The organism is Amaricoccus sp. W119, assembly GCF_047275745.1.
Lineage (GTDB): Bacteria > Pseudomonadota > Alphaproteobacteria > Rhodobacterales > Rhodobacteraceae > Amaricoccus.
Genome location: NZ_JBKQWU010000008.1, coordinates 28,509 through 54,779 on the forward strand (window position 1 = coordinate 28,509; position 26,271 = coordinate 54,779).

Annotated in this window: 30 protein-coding genes; 18 read left to right on the top strand and 12 right to left on the bottom strand. The window is 68.5% G+C overall.

The window, feature by feature from the left end:
* Positions 1-37 precede the first annotated feature (37 nt).
* A complete protein-coding gene (locus tag ACLJK8_RS06730; protein WP_413149338.1) occupies positions 38-703 on the bottom strand; it encodes a tetratricopeptide repeat protein in 666 nt (221 codons plus the stop codon).
* Positions 704-806: 103 nt separating this feature from the next.
* Here ACLJK8_RS06730 and ACLJK8_RS06735 point away from each other — a divergent pair, with 103 nt between their 5' ends.
* A complete protein-coding gene (locus tag ACLJK8_RS06735) occupies positions 807-1,097 on the top strand; it encodes an SCP2 sterol-binding domain-containing protein (RefSeq protein WP_413149339.1) in 291 nt (96 codons plus the stop codon).
* A 27-nt stretch (positions 1,098-1,124) separates the two neighbouring features.
* Positions 1,125-2,117, top strand: coding sequence for an alpha/beta fold hydrolase (locus ACLJK8_RS06740; RefSeq protein ID WP_413149340.1), 993 nt, complete (start codon positions 1,125-1,127; stop codon positions 2,115-2,117).
* Between the two features lie 3 nt (positions 2,118-2,120).
* Here ACLJK8_RS06740 and hisN read toward each other — a convergent pair whose 3' ends face one another.
* Positions 2,121-2,939, bottom strand: coding sequence for a histidinol-phosphatase (gene hisN / locus ACLJK8_RS06745; RefSeq protein WP_413149341.1), 819 nt, complete (start codon positions 2,937-2,939; stop codon positions 2,121-2,123).
* 91 nt (positions 2,940-3,030) lie between these two features.
* Positions 3,031-3,417, bottom strand: a complete 387-nt coding sequence (locus ACLJK8_RS06750) for a helix-turn-helix domain-containing protein (protein ID WP_413149342.1) — start codon at positions 3,415-3,417, stop codon at positions 3,031-3,033.
* A 486-nt stretch (positions 3,418-3,903) separates the two neighbouring features.
* Between ACLJK8_RS06750 and ACLJK8_RS06755 the strand changes: the two genes are divergently transcribed.
* Positions 3,904-5,709 (top strand): glycoside hydrolase family 15 protein, encoded by a 1,806-nt coding sequence (locus ACLJK8_RS06755; protein ID WP_413149343.1) that lies wholly within the window; start codon positions 3,904-3,906, stop codon positions 5,707-5,709.
* 20 nt (positions 5,710-5,729) lie between these two features.
* On the opposite strand, the gene ACLJK8_RS06760 is transcribed toward ACLJK8_RS06755, so the two are convergent.
* Positions 5,730-6,611 carry a LysR family transcriptional regulator gene (locus ACLJK8_RS06760; RefSeq protein ID WP_413149344.1) on the bottom strand — a complete coding sequence of 294 codons (882 nt, stop codon included), beginning with the start codon at positions 6,609-6,611 and terminating at the stop codon, positions 5,730-5,732.
* 122 nt (positions 6,612-6,733) lie between these two features.
* On the opposite strand from ACLJK8_RS06760, the gene ACLJK8_RS06765 reads away from it, so the two are divergent.
* Positions 6,734-6,937 (top strand): DUF1127 domain-containing protein, encoded by a 204-nt coding sequence (locus ACLJK8_RS06765; protein WP_413149345.1) that lies wholly within the window; start codon positions 6,734-6,736, stop codon positions 6,935-6,937.
* A 78-nt stretch (positions 6,938-7,015) separates the two neighbouring features.
* Here ACLJK8_RS06765 and ACLJK8_RS06770 read toward each other — a convergent pair whose 3' ends face one another.
* A complete protein-coding gene (locus ACLJK8_RS06770) occupies positions 7,016-7,675 on the bottom strand; it encodes an arylesterase (RefSeq protein ID WP_413149346.1) in 660 nt (219 codons plus the stop codon).
* A 145-nt stretch (positions 7,676-7,820) separates the two neighbouring features.
* Between ACLJK8_RS06770 and ACLJK8_RS06775 the strand changes: the two genes are divergently transcribed.
* Entirely contained in the window at positions 7,821-8,510 is a 690-nt protein-coding gene (locus tag ACLJK8_RS06775) for an ABC transporter ATP-binding protein (RefSeq protein WP_413149347.1), read from the top strand.
* Entirely contained in the window at positions 8,507-11,038 is a 2,532-nt protein-coding gene (locus ACLJK8_RS06780) for an ABC transporter permease (RefSeq protein WP_413149348.1), read from the top strand. Before ACLJK8_RS06775 ends, ACLJK8_RS06780 begins: the two co-directional genes overlap by 4 nt.
* Before the next feature lie 33 nt (positions 11,039-11,071).
* On the opposite strand, the gene ACLJK8_RS06785 is transcribed toward ACLJK8_RS06780, so the two are convergent.
* The 3 genes from ACLJK8_RS06785 to ACLJK8_RS06795 all read right to left on the bottom strand — a co-directional run bounded on the left by ACLJK8_RS06785 (position 11,072) and on the right by ACLJK8_RS06795 (position 13,121).
* The gene (locus ACLJK8_RS06785; RefSeq protein WP_413149349.1) at positions 11,072-11,932 is read right to left on the bottom strand and encodes an EAL domain-containing protein; all 861 of its coding nucleotides are present in this window, start codon (positions 11,930-11,932) and stop codon (positions 11,072-11,074) included.
* Positions 11,933-12,060: 128 nt separating this feature from the next.
* Positions 12,061-12,849, bottom strand: coding sequence for a GlxA family transcriptional regulator (locus ACLJK8_RS06790; RefSeq protein WP_413149350.1), 789 nt, complete (start codon positions 12,847-12,849; stop codon positions 12,061-12,063).
* Positions 12,747-13,121, bottom strand: coding sequence for a hypothetical protein (locus ACLJK8_RS06795; protein WP_413149351.1), 375 nt, complete (start codon positions 13,119-13,121; stop codon positions 12,747-12,749). Before ACLJK8_RS06795 ends, ACLJK8_RS06790 begins: the two co-directional genes overlap by 103 nt.
* Before the next feature lie 267 nt (positions 13,122-13,388).
* Here ACLJK8_RS06795 and lepB point away from each other — a divergent pair, with 267 nt between their 5' ends.
* From lepB to recO, 5 genes are all read left to right on the top strand, one after another.
* Positions 13,389-14,174, top strand: coding sequence for a signal peptidase I (gene lepB, locus ACLJK8_RS06800; protein WP_413149352.1), 786 nt, complete (start codon positions 13,389-13,391; stop codon positions 14,172-14,174).
* On the top strand, positions 14,171-14,851 hold the full coding sequence (gene rnc / locus ACLJK8_RS06805) for a ribonuclease III (protein WP_413149353.1): 681 nt from the start codon (positions 14,171-14,173) through the stop codon (positions 14,849-14,851). The genes lepB and rnc overlap by 4 nt, the downstream gene beginning before the upstream one ends.
* Complete coding sequence (gene era / locus ACLJK8_RS06810) at positions 14,848-15,762, top strand: GTPase Era (protein ID WP_413149354.1); 915 nt, start codon at positions 14,848-14,850, stop codon at positions 15,760-15,762. The genes rnc and era overlap by 4 nt, the downstream gene beginning before the upstream one ends.
* A complete protein-coding gene (locus ACLJK8_RS06815; RefSeq protein WP_413149431.1) occupies positions 15,759-16,088 on the top strand; it encodes a DUF1491 family protein in 330 nt (109 codons plus the stop codon). Before era ends, ACLJK8_RS06815 begins: the two co-directional genes overlap by 4 nt.
* Before the next feature lie 109 nt (positions 16,089-16,197).
* Positions 16,198-16,983, top strand: coding sequence for a DNA repair protein RecO (recO, locus tag ACLJK8_RS06820; protein ID WP_413149355.1), 786 nt, complete (start codon positions 16,198-16,200; stop codon positions 16,981-16,983).
* Here the strand turns inward: recO and ACLJK8_RS06825 are convergent.
* Both ACLJK8_RS06825 and ACLJK8_RS06830 read right to left on the bottom strand, forming a co-directional pair.
* The gene (locus ACLJK8_RS06825; protein ID WP_413149356.1) at positions 16,958-17,395 is read right to left on the bottom strand and encodes an META domain-containing protein; all 438 of its coding nucleotides are present in this window, start codon (positions 17,393-17,395) and stop codon (positions 16,958-16,960) included. The two genes, recO and ACLJK8_RS06825, sit on opposite strands and share 26 nt — an antisense overlap.
* On the bottom strand, positions 17,395-19,086 hold the full coding sequence (locus ACLJK8_RS06830; RefSeq protein ID WP_413149357.1) for an acyl-CoA dehydrogenase family protein: 1,692 nt from the start codon (positions 19,084-19,086) through the stop codon (positions 17,395-17,397). Before ACLJK8_RS06830 ends, ACLJK8_RS06825 begins: the two co-directional genes overlap by 1 nt.
* A 244-nt stretch (positions 19,087-19,330) precedes the next feature.
* Here ACLJK8_RS06830 and ACLJK8_RS06835 point away from each other — a divergent pair, with 244 nt between their 5' ends.
* On the top strand, positions 19,331-20,101 hold the full coding sequence (locus ACLJK8_RS06835; protein ID WP_413149358.1) for a TSUP family transporter: 771 nt from the start codon (positions 19,331-19,333) through the stop codon (positions 20,099-20,101).
* Between the two features lie 106 nt (positions 20,102-20,207).
* Here ACLJK8_RS06835 and ACLJK8_RS06840 read toward each other — a convergent pair whose 3' ends face one another.
* Positions 20,208-21,797 carry a phosphoenolpyruvate carboxykinase gene (locus tag ACLJK8_RS06840; RefSeq protein ID WP_413149432.1) on the bottom strand — a complete coding sequence of 530 codons (1,590 nt, stop codon included), beginning with the start codon at positions 21,795-21,797 and terminating at the stop codon, positions 20,208-20,210.
* 399 nt (positions 21,798-22,196) lie between these two features.
* On the opposite strand from ACLJK8_RS06840, the gene ACLJK8_RS06845 reads away from it, so the two are divergent.
* From ACLJK8_RS06845 to ACLJK8_RS06870, 6 genes are all read left to right on the top strand, one after another.
* Positions 22,197-22,613 (top strand): HPr kinase/phosphorylase, encoded by a 417-nt coding sequence (locus tag ACLJK8_RS06845; RefSeq protein ID WP_413149359.1) that lies wholly within the window; start codon positions 22,197-22,199, stop codon positions 22,611-22,613.
* 48 nt (positions 22,614-22,661) lie between these two features.
* Positions 22,662-23,582 (top strand): RNase adapter RapZ, encoded by a 921-nt coding sequence (gene rapZ, locus ACLJK8_RS06850; protein WP_413149360.1) that lies wholly within the window; start codon positions 22,662-22,664, stop codon positions 23,580-23,582.
* Positions 23,579-23,992 carry a PTS sugar transporter subunit IIA gene (locus tag ACLJK8_RS06855; RefSeq protein ID WP_413149361.1) on the top strand — a complete coding sequence of 138 codons (414 nt, stop codon included), beginning with the start codon at positions 23,579-23,581 and terminating at the stop codon, positions 23,990-23,992. The genes rapZ and ACLJK8_RS06855 overlap by 4 nt, the downstream gene beginning before the upstream one ends.
* Positions 23,993-24,012: 20 nt before the next feature.
* Positions 24,013-24,273, top strand: a complete 261-nt coding sequence (locus ACLJK8_RS06860; protein ID WP_413149433.1) for an HPr family phosphocarrier protein — start codon at positions 24,013-24,015, stop codon at positions 24,271-24,273.
* Positions 24,274-24,328: 55 nt separating this feature from the next.
* Positions 24,329-24,958, top strand: a complete 630-nt coding sequence (locus tag ACLJK8_RS06865; protein ID WP_413149362.1) for a TetR/AcrR family transcriptional regulator — start codon at positions 24,329-24,331, stop codon at positions 24,956-24,958.
* Between the two features lie 94 nt (positions 24,959-25,052).
* Positions 25,053-25,430, top strand: a complete 378-nt coding sequence (locus ACLJK8_RS06870; protein ID WP_413149363.1) for a DUF2852 domain-containing protein — start codon at positions 25,053-25,055, stop codon at positions 25,428-25,430.
* Positions 25,431-25,487: 57 nt separating this feature from the next.
* Here the strand turns inward: ACLJK8_RS06870 and ACLJK8_RS06875 are convergent, their stop codons facing one another.
* Positions 25,488-26,006 carry a hypothetical protein gene (locus ACLJK8_RS06875; protein WP_413149364.1) on the bottom strand — a complete coding sequence of 173 codons (519 nt, stop codon included), beginning with the start codon at positions 26,004-26,006 and terminating at the stop codon, positions 25,488-25,490.
* Positions 26,007-26,271 lie beyond the last annotated feature (265 nt).

The window sequence follows — 26,271 nt, forward strand, 5'->3', positions numbered from 1 at the left end:
TGCTCCTTCCGATACCCGCCCCGATTCCCGCCCCTGCTCAGAGATCCGCCGTGCCGAGCGACCGCTCGACGCGTTTGATGTGGTCCCGGATGTCGGGCTGGTTCGGATTGATCCGCTCCGCCGCCCTCAACGCGGCGAGCGCGGGCGCGTACTGGCCGGTCTCGCCGAGAATGATGCCGAGCCCGGTCAGCGCCCCGAAATGCCGCGGGTTCAGCGCCAGCGCGTGTTCGATATCGGCCATCGCCAGCGAGAATTCCCCGATCTGGTAGAAGGCCGTCGCCCGCGCGTTCCAGCCCTCGGCGAAATCCGGCGCCAGTTCGGTCAGGGCGGTGAGATGGTCGATCGCGGCGCCATAATTCTCCGCGTGCATCTCCTGGCCCGCCCGGCGCAGCAGCAGATCCATCGCGGGGGAACCCGATCGGGCCCAGAGCCGCTCGATCTCGTTCTGAACCCGCTCCCAGTCGTCCCGGTCGGGCTCGGCGAGTTGCCGGTGGAGATCCTCGAGCTTCGCGGCGCGCGCCTCAGCCGCGCCGACCGCGTCGTCCGGCGCGCCGGTGCGCGCGTCATCGGGTATGGCACCACCGTAGTCGGGCGGGGCGAGTTCCGGCGGATCTGGAGATTCAGGCGCCGGCGCGTCCTGCGCCCGACCCGGAACGGCGGCGGGAACGGTGCCAAGAATGGCGCCGAGAAGGGCGAACGTCACGGCAAGCCCGGACCTTTGTCGCTTTCCTGAACCGCGCATGCACCCTAGATAGTCGTTGAGCCGAGGAAATCGAGGGTCGCCGACCCTCCGCTGGAGTACAGACATGAGCGACGTTGTCGAAGGGGCCGTCAAGGCTCTCAACGCCAAACTGGCCGGGGAGACGCTGGATGGATCGGTCAAGTTCGTGATCCTCGACCAGGGCGCGGTCCGGATCGACGAGAACGGAGCGACGGCCGACGATTCGGACGCGGATTGCGTGATCATCGCGAGCGACGACGTGTTCCGCGCGCTGCTCGACGGCGAGCTCAATCCGACGACCGCGTTCATGTCCGGCAAGCTCCGGATCGAGGGCGACATGGGGCTCGCGATGAAGGTCGGCTCGCTGCTGTCCTGAGCCCGGTCGCCGGAGCTGGATGCGAACATGACGGGCGCCCCCTTCCACGCCGATGTGGCCGCGGCGCCACCGGGCGCGGCCGCGCGCTGGCTCCGGACCCGGGACGGCAAGCGGATTCGCGCGGTCTTCTGGACCGGGGGATCGCGCGGGACGGTGATCGTCCTGCCGGGGCGTACGGAATATGTCGAGAAATACGGCAAGGTCGTCGGACGGCTCACGGCGCGCGGTTTCAGCGTCGCGGTGCTTGACTGGCGCGGCCAGGGGTTGTCGGATCGCGATCCGCCCTTTCCCGAACTCGGGCATGTCGACGACTTTCGCGCCTATCTGCTCGACCTCGACGCGCTGCTCGCCGCCCCGGAGATCGCGGCGGGGCCGAGGCCGATCCTGATGCTCTGTCACTCGATGGGCGGCTGCGTCGGTCTTCGCGCCCTGATCGAGCGCCGCGACTTCGCGGGTTCGATCTTCTCCGCGCCGATGTGGGGGATCCGCGTCGGCCGCGCGGCGGGCCTGCTGGTCAGGCCGCTGACGGGGGCGGTGTCGTGGATCGGTCTCGGGCGAAGGCGGTTGCCGGGCTCCGGTCTCGGCAACCGCGGTGGCGTCGAAGGCAACCCGCTCACCACGGACCTGAACGCCTTTCGGGCCGCGGAGCGTCAGGTCACCCAGCATCCCGAACTCGGCCTCGGACCGCCGAGCATTCACTGGATCTCCGCGGCCTTCCGGGAGATGGCGGCTCTTCGCCGCCTGCCCTCGCCGAGCCACCCGATGCTCGGCTTTCTCGGGTCGGAGGAGCGGGTCGTCGAGCCCCAGGCCGTCATCGCGCGGTTCGGCCAGGCCTCCGACGCCGAACTGGTCCGCTGCCCCGGCGCGCGGCACGAGATCCTGATGGAACGGGAGGAGATCCAGGTACTCGTCTGGTCGCGGATCGACGCTTACCTCGACCGGGTGGCGCCTGCCCAGTCTCTGGCCTCGTCCCCTGCATCGTCTTCGGGCCCGTCTTCGGCCTCGGGCCGCAAGTCGTGACTCTCAGTCCGGCACGTCCGCCAGCAGGTCCAGCGCGGCGGCGTGCAGGCGCGGGTCGCCCGCGGCGATGATCCGGCCGCCCCGGTGCGCCGGCCCGCCCCGCCAGTCGGTCATGACACCGCCCGCGGCTTCGATCACCGCCTGCGGCCCCTGGACGTCATATGGCATGAGCCCCGCCTCGATCACAAGATCGACCTGCCCGAGCGCGACCAGCCCGTAGGCGTAGCAGTCGAAACCATAGCGCGTCAGCCTGACGCGATCGCGCACCGCCTCGAATCCGGCGCGCTCGGCCGGGGTGCCGATCTCCGGGAAGGTCGAGTAGAGGATCGCCTCGCCAAGCTCTGCGCAGGCGCGCGTGGCGAGCGGCCGCTCCGTCCCGCCACGCCGCATCACCGCGCGCCCCAGCCCGCCCATGAAGCGCTCGCCGACATAGGGCTGATCGATCAGCCCCATCAGCGGCTCCTCACCGGCGTTGACCGCGATCAGCGTGCCCCAGGTCGTCGCACCGCTCAGGAACGCGCGCGTCCCGTCGATCGGATCGAGCACCCATGTCAGCCCGCTCTCGCCCGGCCGCGGCCCCAGTTCCTCGCCAAGAATGCCGTCTCCCGGGCGATGCCGCGCGAGATGGGCCCGCATCGCCGCTTCGGCGTCCCGGTCGGCCTGGGTGACCGGGTCGAACCCCTTGTCCGCCTTGTTCTCCGCCCGAAGCTCCGGCGCGCGAAACTGCGTCAGGGAGACACCGGCGGCGATATCGGCCAGCGCCTCGGCCGTCGCCCAGATATCGTCCTTGAGATCGGCCCTCAGTTCCGCGTCGACGTTCATCCGGGAGCCCTCCGCCTCTCACCGCGGGTGAATAGGCCGGAACTCCCGAATCCGTCAACGCCGGCGCGGCGGCCAGTTCAGCTCACGTCGCTCAGGCCACGTCGCTCAGGACACGGGCCAGATCGAACAGGCGCCGGCGCTGCGCCTCGGGGATCGCATAATAGGATCGGACGAGTTCGAGCGCCTCCTTGTCCGCCAGCAGGTCGCCGCGGGTATCCCCCGCCGCCGCGGCCGGGGCGGCATCGTGCGCGGCTTCCTCGCTCTCGAAGCCTTCGAAGAAGAAGCTGATCGAGACATCGAGCGCCTGCGCGATGTCCCAGAGGCGGGAGGCGCTGATCCGGTTCATGCCCGTTTCGTACTTCTGGATCTGCTGGAACTTGATTCCGACCAGATCGCCCAGCTGCTGCTGGGTCATACCCACCATCCAGCGCCGGTGGCGGACCCGTTTCCCGACGTGCACATCAACCGGATGTCTCATCCCAAGCTCCTGTCATATCAATTCGCCCAGCGCCGACCGCGTCGGCTGTGTCAGTAACGTCAAAGCAAGTTTCGTGCCACATTTCGCACACCACGCGCCATGCGTACAGAAAGCTCAATCATAGGTATTTCACCTCTCGCGCGAGCCGACTCGCCCCACAATCCACGCGCGAGTCCTGCGAACCGGCTCCCACCGTAGGGCGTCGCCGTGACGTTTTGCGAACTTCCTTTGCAAAATGCAAATAACTTCGCGCCGCATTCTCGAAATGCCAACCGGACGCGGCCGGCGATGCCGGGTCCCGAGGGACCGCCGGAGCGCCGTGCCACGGCGCCCCCCGCGACAACGAATGACGCGCGAACGACCAAGGTCCGCCGTTTTCGCAGGCGGGTAACGCGGAGCGCCTGCGCGAATCGGCCGCGGGGCTTCCAGAACGCGAGTCTTTCAGGCCAGAATAGCCTCAAAGAAGAGTTCAAGACGGGACAGACAATGGCAGAGGCTCCCACCGCCATCGCGGATTACGGAATGATCGCCGATGGCCGCTCATGCGCCCTGATATCGCGGGACGGGTCCATCGACTGGCTCTGCTGGCCCCGGCTCGATTCACCGGCCTGTTTCGCCGCGCTGCTCGGGACGCGGAAGAACGGCCGCTGGCTGATTCGCCCGACCGGCTCGTACGGGGCGTCGCGGCGCTACGAGCCGCAGACCATGATCCTCGAGACCACGCACGAGACGGAAACCGGCGCGGTCCGGGTCCTCGACTTCATGCCGATGCTGAACGGCACGGCGGCGATCGTGCGCCGGATCGAGGGGCTGCGCGGCCGGGTCGAGATGGAATGCGATCTCGCGATCCGCGCCGACTACGGACGCACCGTCCCCTGGGTCGAACGGCAGGGGGACGAATGGCACGCGATCGCGGGTCCGGACACTTTCATCCTGCGCACCGATGCCGAGCTGCATGGCGAGGACCTGCATACGGTCGGGGTCTTCGAGGTCGCCGAGGGCGAGACCCGCGACTTCGTCCTCGTTCATGGCCGCTCCTACGGCGACGCACCGGTGCGCGTCGATCCGGACGTGGCGCTGGAGACGACGCGCGCCTATTGGGACGCCTTCACCGACCGGATCATGCTGCCGCCGAAGATGCGGCCGGCCTGGCGCGACGCGGTGGTGCGCTCCCTGCTGACGCTGAAGGCGCTCACCTATATCCCGAGCGGCGGAATAGCCGCGGCGGCGACCACCTCGCTTCCGGAAACGATGGGCGGGATACGCAACTGGGACTACCGGTTCTCCTGGCTCCGCGACAGCGCCTTCACGCTGCAGGCCTTCCTCGAAACCGGCCTTCGCCGCGAGGCGCAGGCCTGGCGCGACTGGCTCATCCGCGCCGTGGCGGGCTCGCCCGACCAGGTCCAGATCATGTACGGTCTCGGCGGCGAGCGGGTGCTCACGGAATGGGAAGTGGACTGGCTGCCCGGATTCGGGAACTCGCGACCGGTCCGCGTCGGCAACGCGGCCGCGGACCAGTTCCAGCTCGATGTCTATGGCGAGGTCGCCGATGTGCTGGCGCTCGCCTCGCGGCGCGGGCTGCCGCGTCATCCGCGCCAGAGCGCCTATCGCGACGTGGTCATGGCCTTTCTGGAGAAGGCCTGGCGCGAGCCCGACGAGGGCATCTGGGAGGTGCGCGGCGCACGCCAGCATTTCGTCTATTCCAAGGTGATGGCCTGGGTCGGCTTCGACCGCGGCGCGCAGGGGGCCGAGGCGCGCGGCGAGGTCGCGGAGGCCGCCCGGCTCCGGGCGATCGCCGACGAGATCCACGCGGAGATCTGCGCGAAGGGCTTCAACGCGGAGATCGGCGCCTTCACGCAGTATTATGGCTCCACCACCGTCGATGCGAGCCTCCTGACCCTGCCGCTCGTCGGCTTCCTGCCGCCGAACGATCCGCGCATGACCGGAACGGTGGCGGCGATCGAGCGGGAGCTTTCCTGCGACGGGCTGCTGCTGCGCTACCAGACCGATGGGCACGACGGGCTCGAAGGCCACGAGGGTGTGTTCCTCATCTGCTCCTTCTGGCTCGTCGAGGTCTATGCCCTGCAGGGCCGCATGGACGAGGCGGAGGCGCTGTTCGAGCGGATGCTGGGGCTCGCCAACGACCTCGGGCTGCTCTCGGAGGAGGTGGATCATGCGACGGGGGAGATGCTCGGCAACTTCCCCCAGGCCTTCAGCCATATCGGCCTCGTCATGGCCGCCGTCGCGCTCAGCCGCCGCCGGGCGGGTGACCGGCCGCTGATGCATCAGTAGGCGGCGGCGAACCGGGGCGCCTACTCGGCGGCGAGGCGCGGCGCGGTCGACGCGGAGAAGGACTGGCGCAGCGAGCAGGCGAGTTCCCGCGCCAGCGCCGCGCGGGGACCGGTCGAGCGCACATACATGTTGATCAGATAATCCGGCAGATCCGGCAGCGCGCCACCGTGCCGGATCACCTCGCACCGTTCCGGGATCGCGCCTTCGAGCTGGGCGAAGATCGCCAGATCGGCGGCGACGCTCACCTCGACGGCCTGGCAGGACAGCGAGTCGACCACGAGTTCCCAGTCCACCCCCGCCGCTTCCAGCGCGTCGATCACCGAGCGGCGGAAGACGCAGCGCGAGGTCGAGCCGAACCGGACCGGCCGCGACCGCCAGACCTGCCCGCCCCGCGCGCCGGCCCAGACCAGCGCCTGCCGCGCCAGCGTTTCTCCCCCGGGGTCGAGGGTCTCCTCCGTCGTCAGGATGAGGTCGAGTTCCGACCGGGCGAACCGGTCCTTGAGTTCGACCGTCAGATCGGACTGCAGCAGGACCTTCACGCGGGGATAGTCCTGCGCGAAATGGCGCAGCACCCGCGGGACGTAGGGATACATGATATCCTGGGGCACGCCCAGGGTCAGTTCGCCCTCGAAGGCGGGGTTGGTCATCCGGCCCCAGGCCTCGTCGTTCAGCGCGAGAATCCGGCGCGCATAGCCGAGAAGCTGCTCCCCCTCGGCGGTGAGCGTGACCTGCCGCTGGCCGCGGTCGAGCAGCGAGAGGCCAAGCTGCTCCTCCAGCCGCTTCAACTGCATCGAGACGGCCGATTGCGTGAGGTTCAGCTGCGACGCCGCGCGCGTGACACCGCCCGCGTCCGCGACGGTGGCGAAGGAGCGCAGCGCGGTCAGATCGAGGTTCCTTGCCATATCAATCTCCGTGATGGGTCGCGCCACATATATTCGTTATCAATATGCCTCCGACTCGGGTAAACATCAAGCACGGTGATGCAGCCGAAGTAACCCTTCACATTACCTGATGGAGAAAACCCATGTATGCCCGTACGAACGAACAGTGCGCCGTCCACCAGCCCTGGCCGCGTCCGTCGGTGCGCGGCATCCTGGACTGGCTCGTGGCCCTCGATGCCCGGTACCGGCAGCGCCGGACCCTCGAGACGCTCGATGACCGGATGCTGCGCGATATCGGGGTGACCCGCGCCGAGGTGGAACAGGAAATCCGGCGCCCGCTCTGGTGAGCGCGGCCTGTCCGGATCACGACTGGCCGAAACCGGCGACCCGGTTTCGGTCCTTGATCTGTTCCCCTATGCGCTCCCCTATCTGCTCTGGGCCCGCTCCACGAGTTCCAGCACCACCGGCCCGATATCCTCGACGATCGCATCGACGCCGTCCGCGTTCGGGTGCAGCCCGTCGCCCTGGATGAGCGCGCGCGCCTCCGACTGGCTCCGGCCCTCGGTCAGCCCGGCGAAGAAGGAGGGGTAGAGGATCGCCTCGTGCTCCGCGGCGAGTTCCGAATACATCGCCGAGAATCTGGCCTGATACTCCGGCCCGAAATTGCCGATCGCCGGGACGCCCGCCAGCAGGACCGGCATGCCCCGGGAGGTCACCCGGTCGAGAATCCGGTCCAGATTGGCCCGCGCCGCCTCCGGATCGAGGCCGCGCAGCATGTCGTTCGCCCCGAGTTCCAGGATCATCGCATCCGCGGGCTCGCCCAGCGTCCAGTCGAGCCGCGCGAGCCCTCCCGCCGTCGTGTCGCCCGAGACGCCGGCGTTGACCACTTCCACATCCTCCGCTCCGTTCGCGGCGAGCCATGCGTCGAGCTTCGGCACGAACCCCTCATCGGGCGGCAGTCCGTAGCCCGCGGTCAGCGAATCGCCCAGCGCGATGATTCGAGTTGCCGCCTGGACCGGCAGCATGGACATCGCTGCGACAAAGAGTCCCAGAACCATCCACGCGGTCGAGGCGTTGATCCGCATCTGGCCCAGGAGTCCGCGCCCGAACCCGGGCCCGACCCTGAACCCGAACCTGAGCCCGAGGCTGGACCCGAACCCGGGTCCGGACTTGGAACATCCAAGCTTGGAACCATATGGCCGAACGAGCCGACCCGAACAGGAAATCCGCATGCCGTCTCCGGTAATCGCCCTCGACAATGTCACACTCACCCTCATGGGCAACGCGGGACCGGTCAACATCCTTCGGGACATCTCGCTGATCGTTGAACCCGGCGAGACGCTCGGTCTCGTGGGTCCGTCGGGCTCCGGGAAGTCATCGCTCCTGATGTTGATGGCCGGGCTCGAAGCCGCCACCTCGGGCAGCATCAGCGTGCTCGGGGAGGATCTGACCGCGATGCGGGAGACCGCGCTCGCACGCTTCCGCCGCGGCAATGTGGGCGTGGTCTTCCAGTCGTTCCACCTGATCCCGACGATGACCGCGATCGAGAACGTGGCGACCCCGCTCGAGATCGCAGGCGTGCGGGACGCCTTCGGCCTGGCAGCGATGGAACTCGACGCGGTGGGGCTCAGTTCGCGCCACAACCATTATCCCGCCCAGCTTTCGGGGGGCGAACAGCAGCGCGTCGCCCTCGCCCGCGCGGTTGTCACGCGACCGCGCATCCTTTTCGCGGACGAGCCGACCGGGAACCTCGACGGCGCGACCGGGGACGCGATCATGCGCCTGCTCTTCGAGTTGCGCGACCGCCGGGGGGCGACGCTCGTGCTCGTCACGCACGAACCGGAGCTCGCGCGGCGCTGCGACCGGATTCTGCGCCTGCGCGATGGCGCGCTGGAACAATATGCCGAGGCGGCTGAATGATCGCACTCGCCTGGAAACTCGCGATACGTGAACTGCGCGGGGGCCTGCGCGGCTTCTACGTGCTGCTGACCTGCCTCGCGCTCGGCGTCGCGGCGATCGCCGCGATCGGCACGGTCAGAAGCGCGATCGAGAACGGCCTTGAACGCGAGTCGGCGACGATCCTCGGCGGCGACGCGGAAATGGAGTTCGCCTACCGCTTCGCCACCGAGGCGGAACGCGCCTGGATGGAGGATCAGGCGATCGACGTGTCCGAGATCGTCGATTTCCGCTCAATGGTCTCGGCCGGCGAGGGCGAGGAACGGCGGACCGGTCTCGTGCAGGTCAAGGGCGTCGATGAATCCTACCCCCTGCTGGGGCAGGTGGAAATCGAGGGCGGCGGCGTGCTGCGGGAAGCCCTCGAAACGCGCGACGACCTGCCCGGCATGGTGGCGCATGGCCTGCTGCTCGACCGGCTGGGTCTCGAACCCGGCGATGTGGTGACGCTGGGCATCCAGAGGTTCCGGATCGCCGGACGGATGATCTCAGAACCCGACAGTTCGGCGAGCGGCTTCACGCTCGGGCCGCGGGTGATCGTGCGACGGGCGGACCTCAAGGAGAGCGGGCTTCTGAGCGAAGGGTCGCTCTTCGATAGCGAATACCGGCTGAGCCTGCCGCCCGACGCCGATCTCGGCGCGCTGCGCGACGCCGCGCGGGCGGCCTTCGGGGACGACGGCATGCAATGGCGCGACCGGCGCAACGCGACTCCGAGCCTGCAGCGTTTCGTGGACCGTCTCGGCTCCTTCCTCGTGCTGATCGGCCTCGCCGGGCTCGCGGTCGGCGGCGTCGGCGTCGGCGCCGCGGTGCGCGGACATCTCGACGGCAAGAAGCCGACCATCGCGACGCTGCGTACGCTGGGCGCGGACGGCAACACCGTCTTTCTCGTCTATCTCTTCCGGTTCGGCATCGTCTCGGCGCTCGGTATCGCGCTCGGGCTGATCCTGGGCGCGAGCGCGCCGCTCATCGCGGCGCCGCTCATAGAGAGCCGGTTGCCGATGCCCGCGGCCTTCGCGCTCTATCCCCGCCCGCTCATCGAGGCGGCGGTCTACGGCGGGCTGACCGCGCTCATCTTCACGCTCTGGCCGCTCGCCCGTGCGCGCGACATCCGCGCCGCCGAACTGTTCCGGCAGATCGAGACCGAGCCGCGCTGGCCCGCGCCCGTCTTCATCGCGGCCATCCTCGGGCTGACCGGGCTCCTCATCGCGCTCGCGGTCCGGCTCTCGGGCGACCCGGAACTCGCGCTCATGACCGTCGGCGGCGTCATCTTCGCGCTGGCGCTGCTGTTTCTGACCGCGCTCGGGTTCCGGCGCTTCGTCCGCTCCGTCGGACGCAGCCGGATGGTCGAGCGGCGGCCCGCGCTCCGCTGGGCGCTCGCCTCGCTGGGCGGCCCCTCGGGCGAGACCGCGGCGGTGGTGCTCTCGCTCGGACTCGGCCTCGCGGTTCTCGCGGGGATCGGGCAGATCGACTACAACATGCGCCATCTGGTCGCCTCCGAACTTCCCGAACGCGCGCCCGCCTTCTTCTTCGTCGATATCCAGGACGACCAGCTCCCCGGCTTCGTCGCCAAGGCCGAGGCCGAGGCGGGTGTCGAGCGCGTCGAAACCGCGCCGATGCTGCGCGGCGTCATCACCAGGATCAACGGCGTCAACGCGCGCGAGGCGGTCGGCCACGGGCACTGGGCGCTCTCGGGTGACCGAGGCGTGACCTACGCCGCGACGCCGCCGCCCTCCACCACGCTCACCGAAGGGACGTGGTGGCCCGAGGATTATTCAGGCGCGCCGGTCATGAGCTTCGCCGAGGAGGAAGCGCGTGAGCTTGGCCTGAAACTCGGCGACGAGGTCACCGTGAACGTGCTCGGCCGCGATCTCACGGCGACGATCACCAGCCTGCGGAACGTGGATTTCCGCTCGATGGGCATCAACTTCCTGATGATCGTCAACCCCGCCGCGCTCGCCGGGGCGCCGCACAGCAATATCGCCACGGTCTACGCCGAGCCGGGGTCCGAGGCGTCGTTCCTGCGCGCCGTCACCGAGGATGCGCCCAATATCACGGCGATCAGCGTGCGTGAGGCGGTCAACCAGGCCTCCGACGCGCTGCGCTCGATCTCCGCCGCGACCCGATGGGGCGCGGGCGCGACACTCCTGACCGGGATCATCGTGCTGATCGGCGCGGCGGCCACGGGACAGCGGGCGCGGATCTATGAATCGGCGGTGCTGAAGACACTGGGCGCGACGCGGGCGCATGTGCTGGCGAGTTTCGCGCTGCGTTCCGCGCTCGTCGGGCTCGCCGCCGGAACCGTCGCCGCGCTCGCCGGGCTCGGAGCGGGCTGGTGGGTGACGACGCGGGTCCTGGAGGCGGATTATGTCTTCGCTCCCGGCTCGGCCGTCCTGATCGTCACGATCGGGGCGCTGGCGAGCCTTCTCGCCGGTCTCGCCTTCGCGCTTCGCCCGCTGCGCGCGAGACCCGCGCGCGTGCTCCGCGCGCGGGAATGATGCCTCCGGACGCCTGAATGGGCCCTGCGGGGGTCAGCCGACCGCGCGCCGCTCGACCGCGCGGGACGGGAACTCCGGCTGTTCCGCGGGACGGCCGTAGAGATAGCCCTGGAAACAGTCCACGCCCTGGCCGCGCAGCCAGTCGGCATCGGCCGGGTCCTCCACGCGCTCCGCCACCATCATCATCTCGAAATGCCGCGAGACCGCGGCGAGGCACTCGACCAGTACCTGCGCGTCGCGGGCGGCATGGACGCCGTTGACGAAATCGCCGTCGAGTTTCACGAGATCGAAGCGAAGTTCACGGAAATGCCGGAAACCCGTCGCGCCCGCGCCGAAATCATCGAGCGCGAAGGAGCAGCCGAAGGTCCGCGTGTGGGCGATGAAATCCTTGACCTGACCCACATCCGCGATCGCCGCGTCCTCGGTCACTTCCAGGATGAGCCGCCCGGTCACCTGCCGCCGCGTCTCGTCGGCCAGGAACGCCAGCCAGTCGGTGTCCCCCATCGTCCGGGGCGAGATGTTGATCGAAAGCCGCAGCCGGGGGTTCTCGGCGAGCGCCGTCAGCGCCTGCGAGAGCGCGAGCCGGTCGATCTCGCGGCCGAGTTCACCCTCTCCGACCATGGGCAGGAAGGCGCCCGCGGCCAGCACGTTGCCGTCGGGCAGCCGCACCCGCGCCAGCATCTCGTGGAAGGCGACGAAACCCGGGTTATCGGCGCGGACCACCGGCTGGTAGTGGAAATAGAGCCGTCCCTGCGCCAGGGCGCGGGCGACGGCGAACCTGATCCGCGCCCGGGCCTCGAGCCGGGTAGCGCCCAGTTCCGCCAGTCGCCGCTGATACGCCTCGTCGGCGAGCGCTCCTGGAAAGCGAATGAAATCCGACGCGGGCTGATCCATGGGGCACTCCTCACACTCGACACCCGTTTACCTAACGGGATCTTCCTTAATCACTGATGAATCGCGTAAAATTATCCCGATGGCGGTGGCCCCCCCGATCCGCGAGGCCACCCGTCGCGCGGCGTGGCTCAGGCCGCGGTCGGATCGCGCCCCGGTGCCGGAACCCGTCGCCGCGGCTGCACGCGGGCATCCGCCTCGCCCGGAGCTTCTCCCGGCGCCGCTCCTCCGCGCGCACGGCGGTAGGCTTCGGGCGTGGTTCCCTCCGCCGCCCGGAACACCCGGATCAGGTGCGGAAGATCGCAGAAGCCCGTATCGGTGGCGATCCGGGTCGCCGACCGCGCGGTCGTCCGCAGGAGATGCTTGGCATGTTCGACCCGGATGAGGCGGTCGGCTTCGAGCGGGGTCATGCCGAGCGCCTCGCGGAAATGCCGTTCCAGCTTCCTGCGGCCGACACCGAGGCGATCGACCAGTCGGGCGATCGACAGCGGCGCGTCGATCGACTGCCGCATGAGCAGGAGCGCCCGGCGCGCCAGCGGATCGTCGGTCGCGAGCGACAGCGGCAGGCCGGGCTGCGGCTCCTCCGCCGCCATCGCCTCGTCGATCATCATGATCCGCAGGCTCTTCGCCGCGCGCGCCCGCCCCAGGTGCCGCTCGACGATGAAGGCTGCGAGATGCGCCGAGGAAACGCCGCCGGAACAGGTCAGCCGGTCGCGGTCCACGACGAAGATCTGGTCCGAGACCGGTTCCAGCCCTTCGAAATGCTCCAGGAAATCCTCGTGATGGAACCAGCTCACGCAGGCGCGGTAGCCGTGCATCAGCCCGGCGCGATGCAGGATGAAGGCGCCGGTGCAGACGCCGACCAGCGGCACACCCGCCGCGCCGGCCCGTTCGAGGAAGCGCGTCGCGTCGGGATGCAACTTCTCGATCTCTCGACCAGCCCGCCCACGACCACCACATAGTCGAAACGGGAAGGGTCGCCGAGCGGTTCCTCCGCCTGGACCGCGACGCCGCAGCTCGACACGATCGGCTCTCTGTCCGCCGCGACGATCTTCCAGGAGCACAGGATAGGCCGCGAGCGGTCGCCTTCGTCGGCGGCGAGCCTCAGCACGTCGACGAAGTTCGCATAGGCGCAGAGCGTGAACCGCCGCGCGAGAATGAAGGCGACCTTGAGCCGGCCGACGTTCGTCATGTCCGCGTCCCCCCACCGCATCCCCGGCGTGACGCGAAGATACAGCGATTCCGACGCATTTGTACAGCCAGCACGGCCGAGCGGAGCACCTCCGCGAATGCGCGCCGCGCTCAGGAGACGAGCGGCGGTCGCGGTGGGGGACATGGCCCGGCTCGGTGTCCGGTCGGCGCTTGCGCCCCGTTCGGCCCTCCCGCCCTTGCCTTGACAGGCCCCGGCCGAGGCGCGACAAGGCCGAGTTGCGCGCGGGCTGGGATCGGAAGGCAGGGCATGGCGGCGAAAACCAAGGCCAAGGGCGGATTTCTCGAACTGGTCAAGACAATCGTCTATGCGCTCCTGCTCGCGGGGGTGATCCGGACGCTGTTCTTCCAACCGTTCTGGATTCCGTCCGGTTCGATGAAGCCGACGCTGCTGATCGGCGACTTCCTCTTCGTGAACAAGATGGCCTATGGCTATTCGCAGTATTCCTGCCCCTTCGGCATCTGCCCGATCAGCGGGCGCATCCTCGCGCGGGAGCCGGCGCGCGGCGATGTCGTCGTCTTCAAGCACCCGACCAACGGCACCGACTACATCAAGCGGCTGGTCGGCCTTCCGGGCGACACGATCCAGATGATCGAGGGCCGGCTCCACATCAACGGCGAGGAACTTCCCGTCACCCCGGACGGCACCTTCACGGAGGTCAACGAGCCGCAGGGGCCGATGGCCAACATGCCGCGGTGCAAGAACCGCCCCGTGGCGCCCGGCGGCGACTGCGACGCCGACCAGTATCTCGAAACGCTGCCCGATGGCGTCCAGCATGCGATCCTCGACATCGAGACCGGCTTTGGCGACAATACCCCCGCCTTCACCGTGCCCGAGGACGAGTTCTTCTTCATGGGCGACAACCGCGACAATTCGATGGATTCCCGCTTCCCGCGCTCGGCGGGCGGCGTCGGGCTCGTGCCGTTCGAGAATCTGATCGGCCGGGCCGACCGGGTCATCTTCTCCTCCGCCGGGTCCTCGATGCTCGCCTTCTGGACCTGGCGTCCGGACCGGTTCTTCAAGGCGATCGAATGAAGCTGAGCCAGCAGATGGCCGCGGCGGCGGAACGGCTCGGCCATCACTTCAAGACGCCCGACCTGCTCATCGAGGCGCTCACCCATTCCTCGGTCATGGGGCCGACCGACAACCAGCGGCTGGAGTTTCTCGGCGACCGCGTGCTCGGCCTCGTGATCGCCGAGGCGCTGCTGACGCGCGACCCGGGCGCCGACGAGGGCGACCTGGCGCCGCGGCTCAACGCGCTCGTGCGCAAGGAGACCTGCGCCGAGGTCGCGGCGGAGGTCGATATCGGCGCGGCGCTGCGGCTCGGACGCTCGGAGATGATCTCGGGCGGGCGGCGGAAGATGGCGCTGCTCGGCGATGCGATGGAGGCGGTGATCGCCGCGGTCTATCTCGACGCCGGTTTCGACGCGGCGCGCGACCTCATCCTCCGGCTCTGGGGCGAGCGTATCACGCAGGCCCGCGCGCAGGGGCGCGACGCGAAGACCGCGCTCCAGGAATGGGCGCAGGCGCGCGGCCAGCATCCGCCGGTCTATGCCGACATCGACCGCGAGGGGCCGGATCACGCGCCGGTCTTTCTCGTCGAGGCCCGGCTCGACGATGGCCGCTCCGCCGAGGGTCGGGCCTCGTCCAAACGCGCCGCGCAGCAGAAGGCGGCGGAAAGCCTGCTCGCCCGGCTGGAGGCGGAGCAATGACCGAACGACGCTGCGGGCTCGTCGCGCTGATCGGAGAGCCGAACGCGGGCAAGTCCACGCTCCTGAACCGGATGGTCGGCGCCAAGGTCTCGATCGTCACCCACAAGGTGCAGACGACCCGCGCCCGCATTCGCGGCATCGCGATCGAGGGCGACGCGCAGCTCGTCTTCATCGACACGCCCGGCCTCTTCCGGCCGCGCCGGCGTCTCGACCGCGCGATGGTCAAGGCCGCCTGGGGCGGCGCGGCCGACGCGGATGTGGTGGTCCTGCTCATTGAGGCGCATCGCGGGCTGACCGAGGGCGTGGAGACGATCATCGAGACGATCGCGAACCAGTTGCCCAGGGGCCGGCGGGTCGCGCTCGCGATCAACAAGATCGACCGGGTGAAGGCCGAGGTCCTGCTCGACCTGAGCGCGAAGATGAACGCCGCCTTCGATTTCACCGCGACCTTCATGATCTCGGCCGAACGCGGCCACGGCGTCGAGGATCTGCGCCGCTGGCTCGCGGATCAGGTGCCGGAGGGACCCTGGCTCTATCCCGAGGACCAGATCGCCGACCTGCCGCTGCGTCTCATCGCGGCCGAGATGACCCGGGAGAAGCTGACGCTCCGGCTGCATCAGGAACTGCCCTACGAACTCACCGTCGAGACCGAGAGCTGGCAGGAGCGCAAGGACGGGTCGGTCCGGATCGACCAGGTGATCTATGTCGCGCGCGACGGCCACAAGGGGATCGCGCTCGGGCCGAAGGGCGAGACGATCAAGGCGGTCGGCAAGGCCGCGCGGGAAGAGATCAAGGCGTTTCTCGGCCGCGAGGCGCATCTCTTTCTCACCGTCAAAGTGCGGCCCAACTGGCTCGACGAGGCGGAGCGGTTCACGGAAATGGGCCTCGACTACCGGGACGGCGAGACCTGAGCGCGCGCCTCACAGCCGATTTCTGGGTGCGTGCCTATCTCGCGCGGCTGAGACTCGCCGACATTCCGGCCTATGTGACCGCCAGGGGCGATCCGACGGCGGGGGCGGTGATCGTCAAGTGTGCGACACTGGACGGGAGTGCCAAGGCGTTCCAGCGGAGTTACGATCTCATGAGCGGCGAGCGGATCTGGGTCGTGCTCGCCGAGGGGCCGGAGGCGGCGGTGGACGCGGCGCTCGCCCGGCAGCGCGCGAACGATCCCGATCTCTGGATCATCGAGATCGAAGACCGCGCGGCGCGCACGCTGCTCGACGAGCCGGGCCTCTAGGGCGGGCCGCGGGCCCGTCTTTCGGGAAGCGCGAAGCGGCCCGGACGCCGTCGACGAGGCGGCGTGGGTCAGAGCGCGGTGGACAGAAGTCCGCCCTACGGAGTTGAGCATGGACTGGCGCGACGAAGGCATCCTGCTCTCGGCCCGGCGGCACGGGGAATCCGCGGCGATCGTCGAGGTCTTCACCGCCGCGCACGGGCGTCACGCCGGCGTGGTCCGGGGCGGGGCGAGCCGGCGGATGGCGCCGATCCTGCAGCCCGGCGCCGAGGTCTCGGCGGAATGGTCGGCCCGGATCGAGGAACATCTCGGCGCCTTCCGCCTCGACCTGATGACCGCGCATTCCGCGCGGCTGCTCGACGATGGCGCGGCCCTCGCGGCCTTGCAGGCGATCGCGGCGCTGACCGCCGTCGGCCTGCCGGAACGCGCGGCCCATCCGGAACTCTACGCGCTCACCCGCGATCTCGTCGGTGCCCTCGGCGCCGCGCCGGACTGGCCGGCACGCTACGCACTCTGGGAACTGGCGCTGCTCGGCGAGCTCGGCTTCGGGCTCGACCTCTCGCGCTGCGCGGCGACGGGCGCGCGGGAGGATCTGATCTATGTCTCGCCGCGGTCGGGCATCGCGGTCAGCCGCGCGGCGGGCGCGCCCTGGGCGGCGCGCCTCCTGCCGCTGCCGGGCTTCATCCGGGACGGGACCACCACCGGGGACTACGAGGCGCTCCGGGCCGGTCTCGCGCTGACGGGATTCTTCCTCGATGCCCGGCTCGGCCCGGCGCTCCCGCGCGAGCGGCTCCCCGCCGCGCGCGACCGCGCGGTGGAGGCCATCCTGCGCGCCGGAGAGCGTGCCAGACAGCGCACCGGGACGCGCGCCGCTACTCCGGGAGAGCCGCGATCTTGACGAGCCGCAGGCTCGTCTCCGGGCCGGTCAGCAGCATCGCGTCGCTCAGCATCTCGCCCCGGTTCACCCGTTCCATCGCGGCGAGGAACGCATCCTCCGCGTCGCGATCCGGGCAGGCCCGCCGCGTCCGAGGGATCGGCTCGAATGCGATATCCGGCCAGGTCCCGGTGAAGGCGGCGTTGAAACTGTTGCAGGGCCCCTGCCCGGTGATCCGGCCATCCTCGGTCAATGTCGCCACGGCATTCGCCTCGAAAGGCGCGCCATTCAGTTCCACGAGCTTCCAGCTCGTGCCCGGGAGAAGCCAGTTGTCACGCGGCACCTCTGCCGTTGGCTGCGCGATCACCACGCAGGCGCCGAGAAGGAGCGGCGCGATGGCACCGCCGACCCTTGCCAACACGCTCCGGGCCGCCATCAGTTCCGGCTTTCCAGAAGACGCCGCGCGATCACCTGCGCCTGAATCTCCGCCGCGCCCTCGAAGATGTTCAGGATGCGCGCGTCGCAGAGCACGCGGCTGATCTGGTATTCGAGCGCGAACCCGTTGCCGCCGTGGATCTGCAGCGCGTTGTCGGCCGCGGCCCAGGCCACGCGGGCGCCCAGCAGCTTCGCCATGCCGGCTTCGAGGTCGCAGCGCCGGCCCTCGTCCTTTTCGCGCGCGGCGTGATAGGAGAGCTGGCGGGCGATCATGATCTCCACCGCCATCATCGCGAGCTTGCCGTAGACGCGCGGGAAGGCGATCAGCGACTTGCCGAACTGCTTGCGTTCCTCGGCGTAGCGGAGCCCGAGTTCCAGCGCGCATTGCGCGACCCCGATCGCGCGGGCGGCGGTCTGGATGCGGGCGCTCTCGAAGGTCTGCATCAGCTGCTTGAAGCCCTGCCCCTCGACGCCGCCGAGCAGGTTCGCCGCCGGCACCCTGAACCCGTCGAAGCCGAGCTCGAATTCCTTCATGCCGCGGTAACCCAGCACCTCGATCTCGCCGCCGGTCATGCCCTCGGCGGGGAAGTCATCGCCCTCGGTGCCGCGCGGCTTCGGCGCGAGCAGCATCGAGAGACCGGAATAATCCGTCGTCGAGGGATCGGTCCGAACCAGCAGCGTCATCACATCGGCGCGGGCCGCGTGAGTGATCCACGTCTTGTTGCCGCTGACGACCCATTCATCGCCCTCCTTCACCGCGCGGGTGCGCAGGCTGCCGAGGTCGGAGCCGGTGTTGGGCTCGGTGAAGACCGCGGTCGGCAGGATCTCGGCCGAGGCGATCTTCGGCAGCCACTCCTTCTTCTGCTCCTCGGTGCCGCCTCCGAGGATCAGTTCGGCCGCGATCTCGGACCGGGTGCCGAGCGAACCGACCCCGATATAGCCGCGCGAGAGTTCCTCCGAGACGACGCACATCGCCGTCTTCGACATACCCGCGCCGCCGTATTCCTCCGGGATCGTCAGGCCGAAGACGCCGAGTTCGCCCATCTCCTGAAGAATCTCGATCGGGATGAGCTCGTCCTTCAAATGCCATTCATGGGCGTTCGGAACGACCTTGTCCTCGGCGAAACGGCGGAAGTGGTCGCGCACCATCTCGAATTCGTCGTCGAGCCCGGTGGCGCCGAAGGTCGCCGCGCCGTGCCCGGCCATCATCAGCTCCACGAGGCGCGCCCGCGCCGCGTCGCTGTTGCCGCCGCGGCGAAGCCGTGCCACCGCCTCGGCGTCGAGCGGCGCGGTCTCCGCCGCCGAGAGCCCGAGGTCGGAGGGCCGCGCCATTTCGCCCTGCGACATCGGAATGCCGCCCGCGAGCTGGCTCAGGTATTCGCCGAAGGCGATCTGGAGGATGAGGCTCTCGGTCTCCCCGAGCGCGCCCTGATCGTCAAGCCTTTCCGCCCAGGCGCGCATCTGCCGCAGGCTTTCCACATAGGTGGCGATCCAGGACAGGCTGTGCGCGGCGAACTGATCGGCTTCCAGCGCCTTGTTGGAGATCTTGCCGCCCGTGCTCACCCGCGCGCCCAGCGTCGCGCGGGCGGCGGCCAGCACGCGATCGGCGGCCTCGACCGCCTCGGCGCAGTCGGCGCGCAAGCTCGGCAGGATGATCTCTTCGGTCGCGGCGGCGCTGGCGGCTTGGTTCATCTCTCGGAAGTCCTCTGGCATCTGGTATTCGCGGCGGGTCTTTTCGGGGCTCGGCGGCGGCCCGTGTCGCACCCGCGGAATCTGTTTCGCACTTGCCGCGTACCCTAGACAGAAGCCTCGGCGGCGTCAATTGTTACGCAATATTACTACGTTGGTGGGGGGTGGCTCGGGAATTTTATTAGCGTTGCCTTCGGCGTCCACTCTTGCGAAACGGGTGCGCGCCGCGACCGCCGGAGGCAGGATTTTGGACGCTTTCATCGCAACATTCGGACTCGCGGGCCTCGTCTATGCGAGCCTCAGCATGGCAGCCGGCGGCTTCGCCAAGGGCGTGGTGGGCTTCGCACTGCCGCTGGTCGGACTCAGCCTCATGGCGTCCTTCCTTCCGGGGAAGACGGCGCTGGCGCTGCTCCTGCTGCCGATCCTGATCTCGAACCTCCTGCAGGCGCTGCGTAACGGCGGCCGCGAAGCCTGGGACTGCCTGCGGAAGTTCTGGCGGCTGAACCTCGTCTTCGTCCTCGTCCTCGTCCTCGCCGCCCAGCTTGTCGTGGTCATGTCGGACGCGATGCTCTACGCGGTGCTCGGCGTCGTGATCACCACCGCCGGCGTGACCCAGCTGCTCGGCTGGCGGCCGCGTTTCGCGCCGCGTTACAACAGACTGGCGGAGGTCATCACCGGGGCGTTGTGCGGAGTGCTCGGAGGCATCGCCGGCATCTGGGGGCCGCCGCTCATCATGTATCTCCTGGCGATCCACGCGCCAAAGCTGGAGATGATCCGCGCGCAGAGCATCACCTTCTTCATCGGCGCGGTGCTGCTTCTCGTCGCGCATACCCATTCGGGCATCCTGAACGCGACGACGCTGCCGGTCTCGGCGCTCATGGTCGTTCCGACGCTGGCTGGAATGTTCGTCGGCTACGGTGTCCAGGACAGGCTCGATCAGGAACTCTTCCGCAGGGCGACGCTGATCGTGCTGGTCGTGTCGGGACTGAACCTGCTGCGCCGCGCCGCCGGATTCTGAAGGCCGGATTCTGAAGGCTGGTTTCTGAACGCCGGGCCCCAAACCCGGGCTCCGAATCGGCATCGCCGCGCCGGATATTGAGCCCCGGCGCGGCGATCTCCCTTTGTCACATCGCCGCGGCGAGAACGTCCTCTTCGACATAGGCGGTGTACTGCTCGAAGTTCGACGAGAACATCGCGACCAGCTTGCGCGCCTGGGCATCGTAGGCTTCCGCGTCCGCCCAGGTCGACCGCGGGTCGAGCAGCCCGGCGTCCACGCCCGCGACCGCGACCGGCACGTCGAAGCCGAAGTTCGGATCGACCCGGAACTCCGCGTCGTTCAGCGTGCCGTCGAGCGCCGCGGTCAGCAGCGCGCGGGTCGCCGAGATCGGCATCCGCTTGCCCGTGCCATAAGCGCCGCCGGTCCAGCCGGTGTTGACGAGCCAGCAGGAGGCGCCGCCCTCGGCGATCTTGTCGCGCAGCAGCGCGCCGTAGGCCTCCGGCCGACGCGGCATGAAGGGCGCGCCGAAGCAGGTCGAGAAGGTCGGTTGCGGCTCGGTCACGCCGCGTTCGGTGCCGGCGACCTTGGAGGTGAAGCCCGACAGGAAGTGATACATCGCCTGCGCCGGCGTCAGCCGCGCGATCGGCGGCAGCACGCCGAAGGCGTCGCAGGTCAGCATGATGATATTGCGCGGCTGCCCGCCGAGCGAGGTCGGGCTCGCATTCGAGATCGCCTCGAGCGGATAGGCGCAGCGGGTGTTCGCCGTCAGGCTGTCGTCGTTGAAGTCGAGCGCGCGGGTCCGGGGATCATAGACCATGTTCTCGACCACGGTCGCGAACCGCGTGGTGGTCGCATAGATCTCGGGCTCCGCCTCGGCCGAGAGGTTGATCGTCTTGGCGTAGCAGCCACCCTCGAAGTTGAAGGTGCCGCGATCGGACCAGCCATGCTCGTCGTCGCCGATCAGAACCCGCGCCGGGTCGGCCGAGAGCGTGGTCTTGCCGGTGCCCGACAGGCCGAAGAAGACCGCGACATCCTCCTGATCGTCCTTGGCGTGGTTGGCCGAGCAATGCATCGGCATCACGCCCTTCTCCGGCAGCAGGTAGTTCAGGATCGAGAAGACCGATTTCTTGTTCTCGCCCGCGTAGGCGGTGCCGCCGATCAGGATCAGCCGCTGCTCGAAGGAGATGGCGATGACGGTGTCGGAGCGGCAGCCATGCTTCGCCGGGTCGGCCTTGAACGATGGGCAGTTCAGGATGGTGAACTCCGGTGCGAAATCGGCCAGTTCCTCGAGGCCCGGCCGGCGCAGCAGGTGGCGGATGAAGAGGTTGTGCCAGGCAAGTTCCGTGATCACGCGCACGTTCAGCCGGTATTCCGCGTCGGCGCCGGCGTAGAGGTCCTGCACGAAGAGCTCGCCGCCCTTGATATGCGCCTTCATGTCGGCCTTCAGCGCCTCGAAGGCCTCGGGCGCCATGGGCGTGTTGTTCTCCCACCAGATCGAATCTTCGACGGAGGGCTCGCGGACGACGAACTTGTCCTTGGGCGAGCGGCCGGTGTGCTTGCCGGTCGAGACGAGCAGCGCCCCGCCCTGGCCCAGCTGACCCTCGCCGCGGGAAATCGCCTGTTCGACCAGCGCCGGCTCCAGCAGGTTGTAATGAACCTGTCCGGCCCCGGGGAAGCCCATCTCCTCAAGCGTCTTGAATGTTCCGAGCTTCGCCATGTTGTTGAACGCCATCGTCATTACGCGATAAATCCCCAGTTTAAGGCACGGTCCGTCGCGCACCCCGCGAAAGGCACGCCCGTCCCGATTGCACGAGTCCTCACAAGTGGCGATCTTCGCAAACGCAGCAACCGCCCCCACATCAGATCTATACCACGAAAGGAGGAGGGAGCCTCAGGCCGTGAATGGTAAAAAGCCATACAGGCGTCATATTTCTAAGGCGGACGTGTACTTACGTGTTGCTCTGCGCGTTCGGTTGCGTTCGCTTCGCGGGAAAGCAACACGCTGCGCCGCCGCATCCGAGGGCGCGCTTCGGGGCCCGAAGCTTTGAGTCGGGGTTCGCGGGACCGCCCGGACGCGGACGCGAAAGAGGGCGCCGATCCGGCCCCGGACCGGCTGGTGGCCCATGCCTCCGCCGTCGCCTTCGACACCCGCGCGGTGCTCATTCAGGGCGCGTCGGGATCGGGCAAGTCGGGCCTCGCGCTGCGGCTGATCGCGCTCGGCGGCGTGCTCGTCGCCGATGACCGCGTGGTCCTGGAGCGACGGGGCCGGTCGATCGTCGCCCGGGCGCCCGATCCGCTGCGCGGACTCGTCGAGGCGCGCGGCATAGGCCTGCTGCGAACGGAGCGGGTCGCGGACAATGTGCCCGTCTCGGCGGTCGTTGATCTCGATTTCGCACCCGCGGCAAGGATGCCACAACTGCGTGTAATCGACCTGCTCGGGACCGACGTGGAGTTGATTTTCGGGCGCGGTGTGCCCAATCTTGATGCAGTGTTGGTGTTTATCATGCAGAACGCCCGATATCAGGGAAAATGACGGCAGAGCAGGGCCCGTCGCCGGAAAGGGCTCGAAAGCAGGCGCACCATGAGCGATGCATCCAGGCTTCCCGCGGGGCAGCACATCCTGATCATCACCGGACCGGCCGGTGCCGGGCGGACCACGGCGATCCGGGCCCTGGAAGACCTCGGTTTCGAGGCCATCGATAACCTTCCGCTGTCGTTTCTCCCCCGGCTTTTCGCGGGTCCGCCGCTCGAACGGGCGGTCGTGGTCGGAATCGACGCGCGCAACCGCGAATTCGGCATCGACCGCCTTGTCGGCGCTCTCGAGGAGGTGGCGAACCTCACCGGCGAGAGCCCGGCGCTCGTCTATCTCGACTGCGGTACGGATACGCTGATTCGCCGCTACAACGAGACCCGCCGGCGTCATCCGCTGAGCCCGACGGAGACCCCGAGGGCCGGGATCGAACGGGAACGCGCTCTGCTCGCGCCGCTTCGCGAACGCGCGGATGTGCTGATCGATACCGGGGAGATGACACCGCACGAGCTTCGGGCCGAGATGGCCCGGCTCTTCGGACCGAAGGACGCGCAGGCCGATCTCGCGATCGAACTGCAGTCCTTTTCCTATGCCCGCGGCACGCCCAGAGGCGCGGACATGGTGATCGACGTGCGCTTTCTGAGGAATCCGCACTGGAATCTGGCATTGCGCCCGAAAAACGGCCGCGATCCGGAGGTCTCCGCCTTCGTCTTGGGAGATTCCGGCTTCGACGCGTTCTATTCGCGTCTCGTCGACCTCCTGCGCACGCTCCTGCCCGCCTATCGGGCCGAGGGGAAGAGCTATTTCGGGATCGGACTGGGTTGTACAGGAGGCAAGCACCGCTCCGTCGCAGTCGCCGAGGCGTTGTCAAAAACGCTTGCGGAGGACGGATGGCGGGTGTCTATTCGGCACAGGGATCTTGAGCGCGCAGTCAAGAGCGCGACTTCGGACCTGGGGATGGGTGTAGCGTGATCGGAATCGTTATTGTCGCCCATGGCGGGCTGGCTGGCGAATATCTGGCAGCCATGGAACATGTCGTAGGCAAGCATCCCGGCACGGTGGCCGTGGCAATCGGCCCCGAGGATGACTGTACGACGAAACAGGCCGAGATCGAAGCCGCCGCGGCTTCGGTGGACGAGGGTCAAGGTGTCGTGGTCGTAACCGACATGTTCGGCAGCACGCCCTCCAATCTCGCCGTCGGCGCGTGCAGGAATCCAGGCCGCGCTGTCCTTTACGGCGCAAATCTCCCGCTTCTCGTCAAACTGGCCAAGGCGCGACGCATGGCACTCGGCGACGCCGTCTCCACCGCGCTCGCCGCTGGCCGCAAGTACATCGACTCGATCGATGGTCTTGGTCCGGACGGAGCACCGCTCCCGTCGTGAGCGCCGACGCCTCCATCCGCATGTCTCTGGAGATCGTCAATGACAAGGGTCTCCACGCGCGCGCCTCAGCGAAATTCGTCGAAACCGTGGAACGCTACGACGCGCGTGCCGAGGTCAGCCGCGACGGGCTCGACGTCTCGGGTGATTCGATCATGGGCCTCATGATGCTCGCCGCGGCCAAGGGCACGCATATCGATGTTCGCGTCGATGGCGCCGAGGCGGAAGCGCTCGCCGAGGCGCTGCGCGATCTCGTCGCAGGCCGCTTCGGCGAGTCGAGCTGAATCCGGACGGCTCCGGCTGGCTTGCTGGCCCGAGGGGCAGCGTTTAGATCATGCCATGGCCGATCGCGACCCTGACCAGCGCAAATCCTACCACCACGGCAACCTGCGCCAGGCGCTGGTGGACGCGGCCATCACGCTGATCGAGGAGAAGGGCCCGCTCGGCTTCACCCTCGCCGAGGCGGCGCGCGCCGCGGGCGTCAGCCCCGCCGCGCCCTACCGCCACTTCCGCAATCGCGAGGATCTGGTCGAGGAAGTGGCGCGGCAGGGCTTCGTGATCTTCGCCGAACAGTTGGAACGCGCCTTCGACCGCGGACGCCCGTCCCCGCTCTCGTCCTTTTTCGCCACCGGCGGCGCCTATCTCGGCTTCGCCCGCTCGCATCCCGGGTTCTACATGGCGATGTTCGAAGCCGGCGCGGCGATCTCGGCGAATCCCGAACTGGCGCTCGCCGCGCAGCGGGCGCTCGACGTGATGATCCGCGCGGCGGAGTTGCTGATGGCGCAGGTGCCGCCCGAGCGGCGGCCGCCGCCGACCATGGTGGCGAATCATGTCTGGGCCTTCAGCCACGGGGTGGTGGAACTCTTTGCCCGAGGCGCGCCCGGCGCCCGCGCGCCCTATACCCCCGAGGAAATGCTCGAATCCGGAACCGGGATCTACCTGCGCGGACTCGGCGTTCTGCCGCTCTGAGCCGGCTCACGATTTTTCGGAAGAAACCTCTTGAAGAGCGCGGCGATTTCGCCAATCTATGTGAATGTTAATAACATTAACATAGGAGCGCCTGATGCATACTCTCGCCGCCTGGACCGGGCGGTCTCGCGACTGGCTCGATGAGCGTGGCCGCGCGGCCTGGATCGCCGCGATGGTCATTGGGTTCATCCTGTTCTGGCCGATCGGCCTCGCCCTTCTGTTCTACATGATCTGGAGCAAACGCATGAGTTGCAACCGTTGGGGCCGCAAGGCCCGTTCGCTGCGGACCCGCGATTTCGGCAAGACCGGGAATACCGCCTTCGACGCCTATCGCGAGGAGACCCTGCGCCGGCTGGAGGACGAGCGGGAGGCCTTCACCTCCTTCCTCGACCAGTTGCGGGCCGCCAAGGACAAGGCGGAATTCGACCAGTTCATGGCGAGCCGCGCCCAGCCGACGGCTCAGCCCGGCTGACCTTTCCACCCCCGAGCCTCGCCGCGCCCATCCGGGCGCGGTTTTTTCTTCCCGCCATCATTGCCGCCGCCAGATCAGCCCGCCCGAAGGTTTCGCCCAGGGGCCGATCACCACATTCTCGCTGGCGAGTTCCTCCCGCGCCGTCTGGCTCCCGGCCCGCGCCTGGTCGAGCAGCACGCGGCGGTCTTCCGTCTCCTCTGTCTCGGCCGCGCTCGCGATCACGTCGCGCATGTGGACGAAACCATAGGCCTGCTCGGTCAGATCGGCGGCGTCGTAGGTCATCTGCCCCATCGCGACATAATGCCGGATCGCGCCCGCGCGGCGCAGGCGGCCGCCGAAGAAGGCGGTGGCGATCAGGCATTCGTCGGCGAGCGCGCGCATCGTGTCGCGCGGCGCCCGCTCATCCATCGCCCGGGTGATCCGGACCGTCAGCATATCAACCCGGATCTCCGACTGGAGAAAGCGGGCGAAGGTGATCGAGAGATAGGCCTCCAGCGTGTCCGTGAGCGGAATCCCGGCCTTCTCGATGCCGGAACGGACGAATTCGGCGGCGATGCCAAGGGTCGCTGGGTTCATGTCCGAGGCTCCGCTCCGAAGGTGCTGATCGAGACTGTCCGGTCGGGTGGCCGGTTGCTCGGGTTCATGCGATCGGTTCTGCGGAGCTCCATGGTCACCTCATGCGCGGTTGCCGGGGGGGTCTCGGATTGGTAGGGGGTCTTGGGTTGATGGAAGCCCCCCGCGGGTCTCCGGGGAGCCGGAGGGCGCGGTAACGGGGGGTGCGACAATGGGAGGCGGGAGGACGCGTCTTGAGAATGGCAATATGCGCGGAGATCCCAGCCAT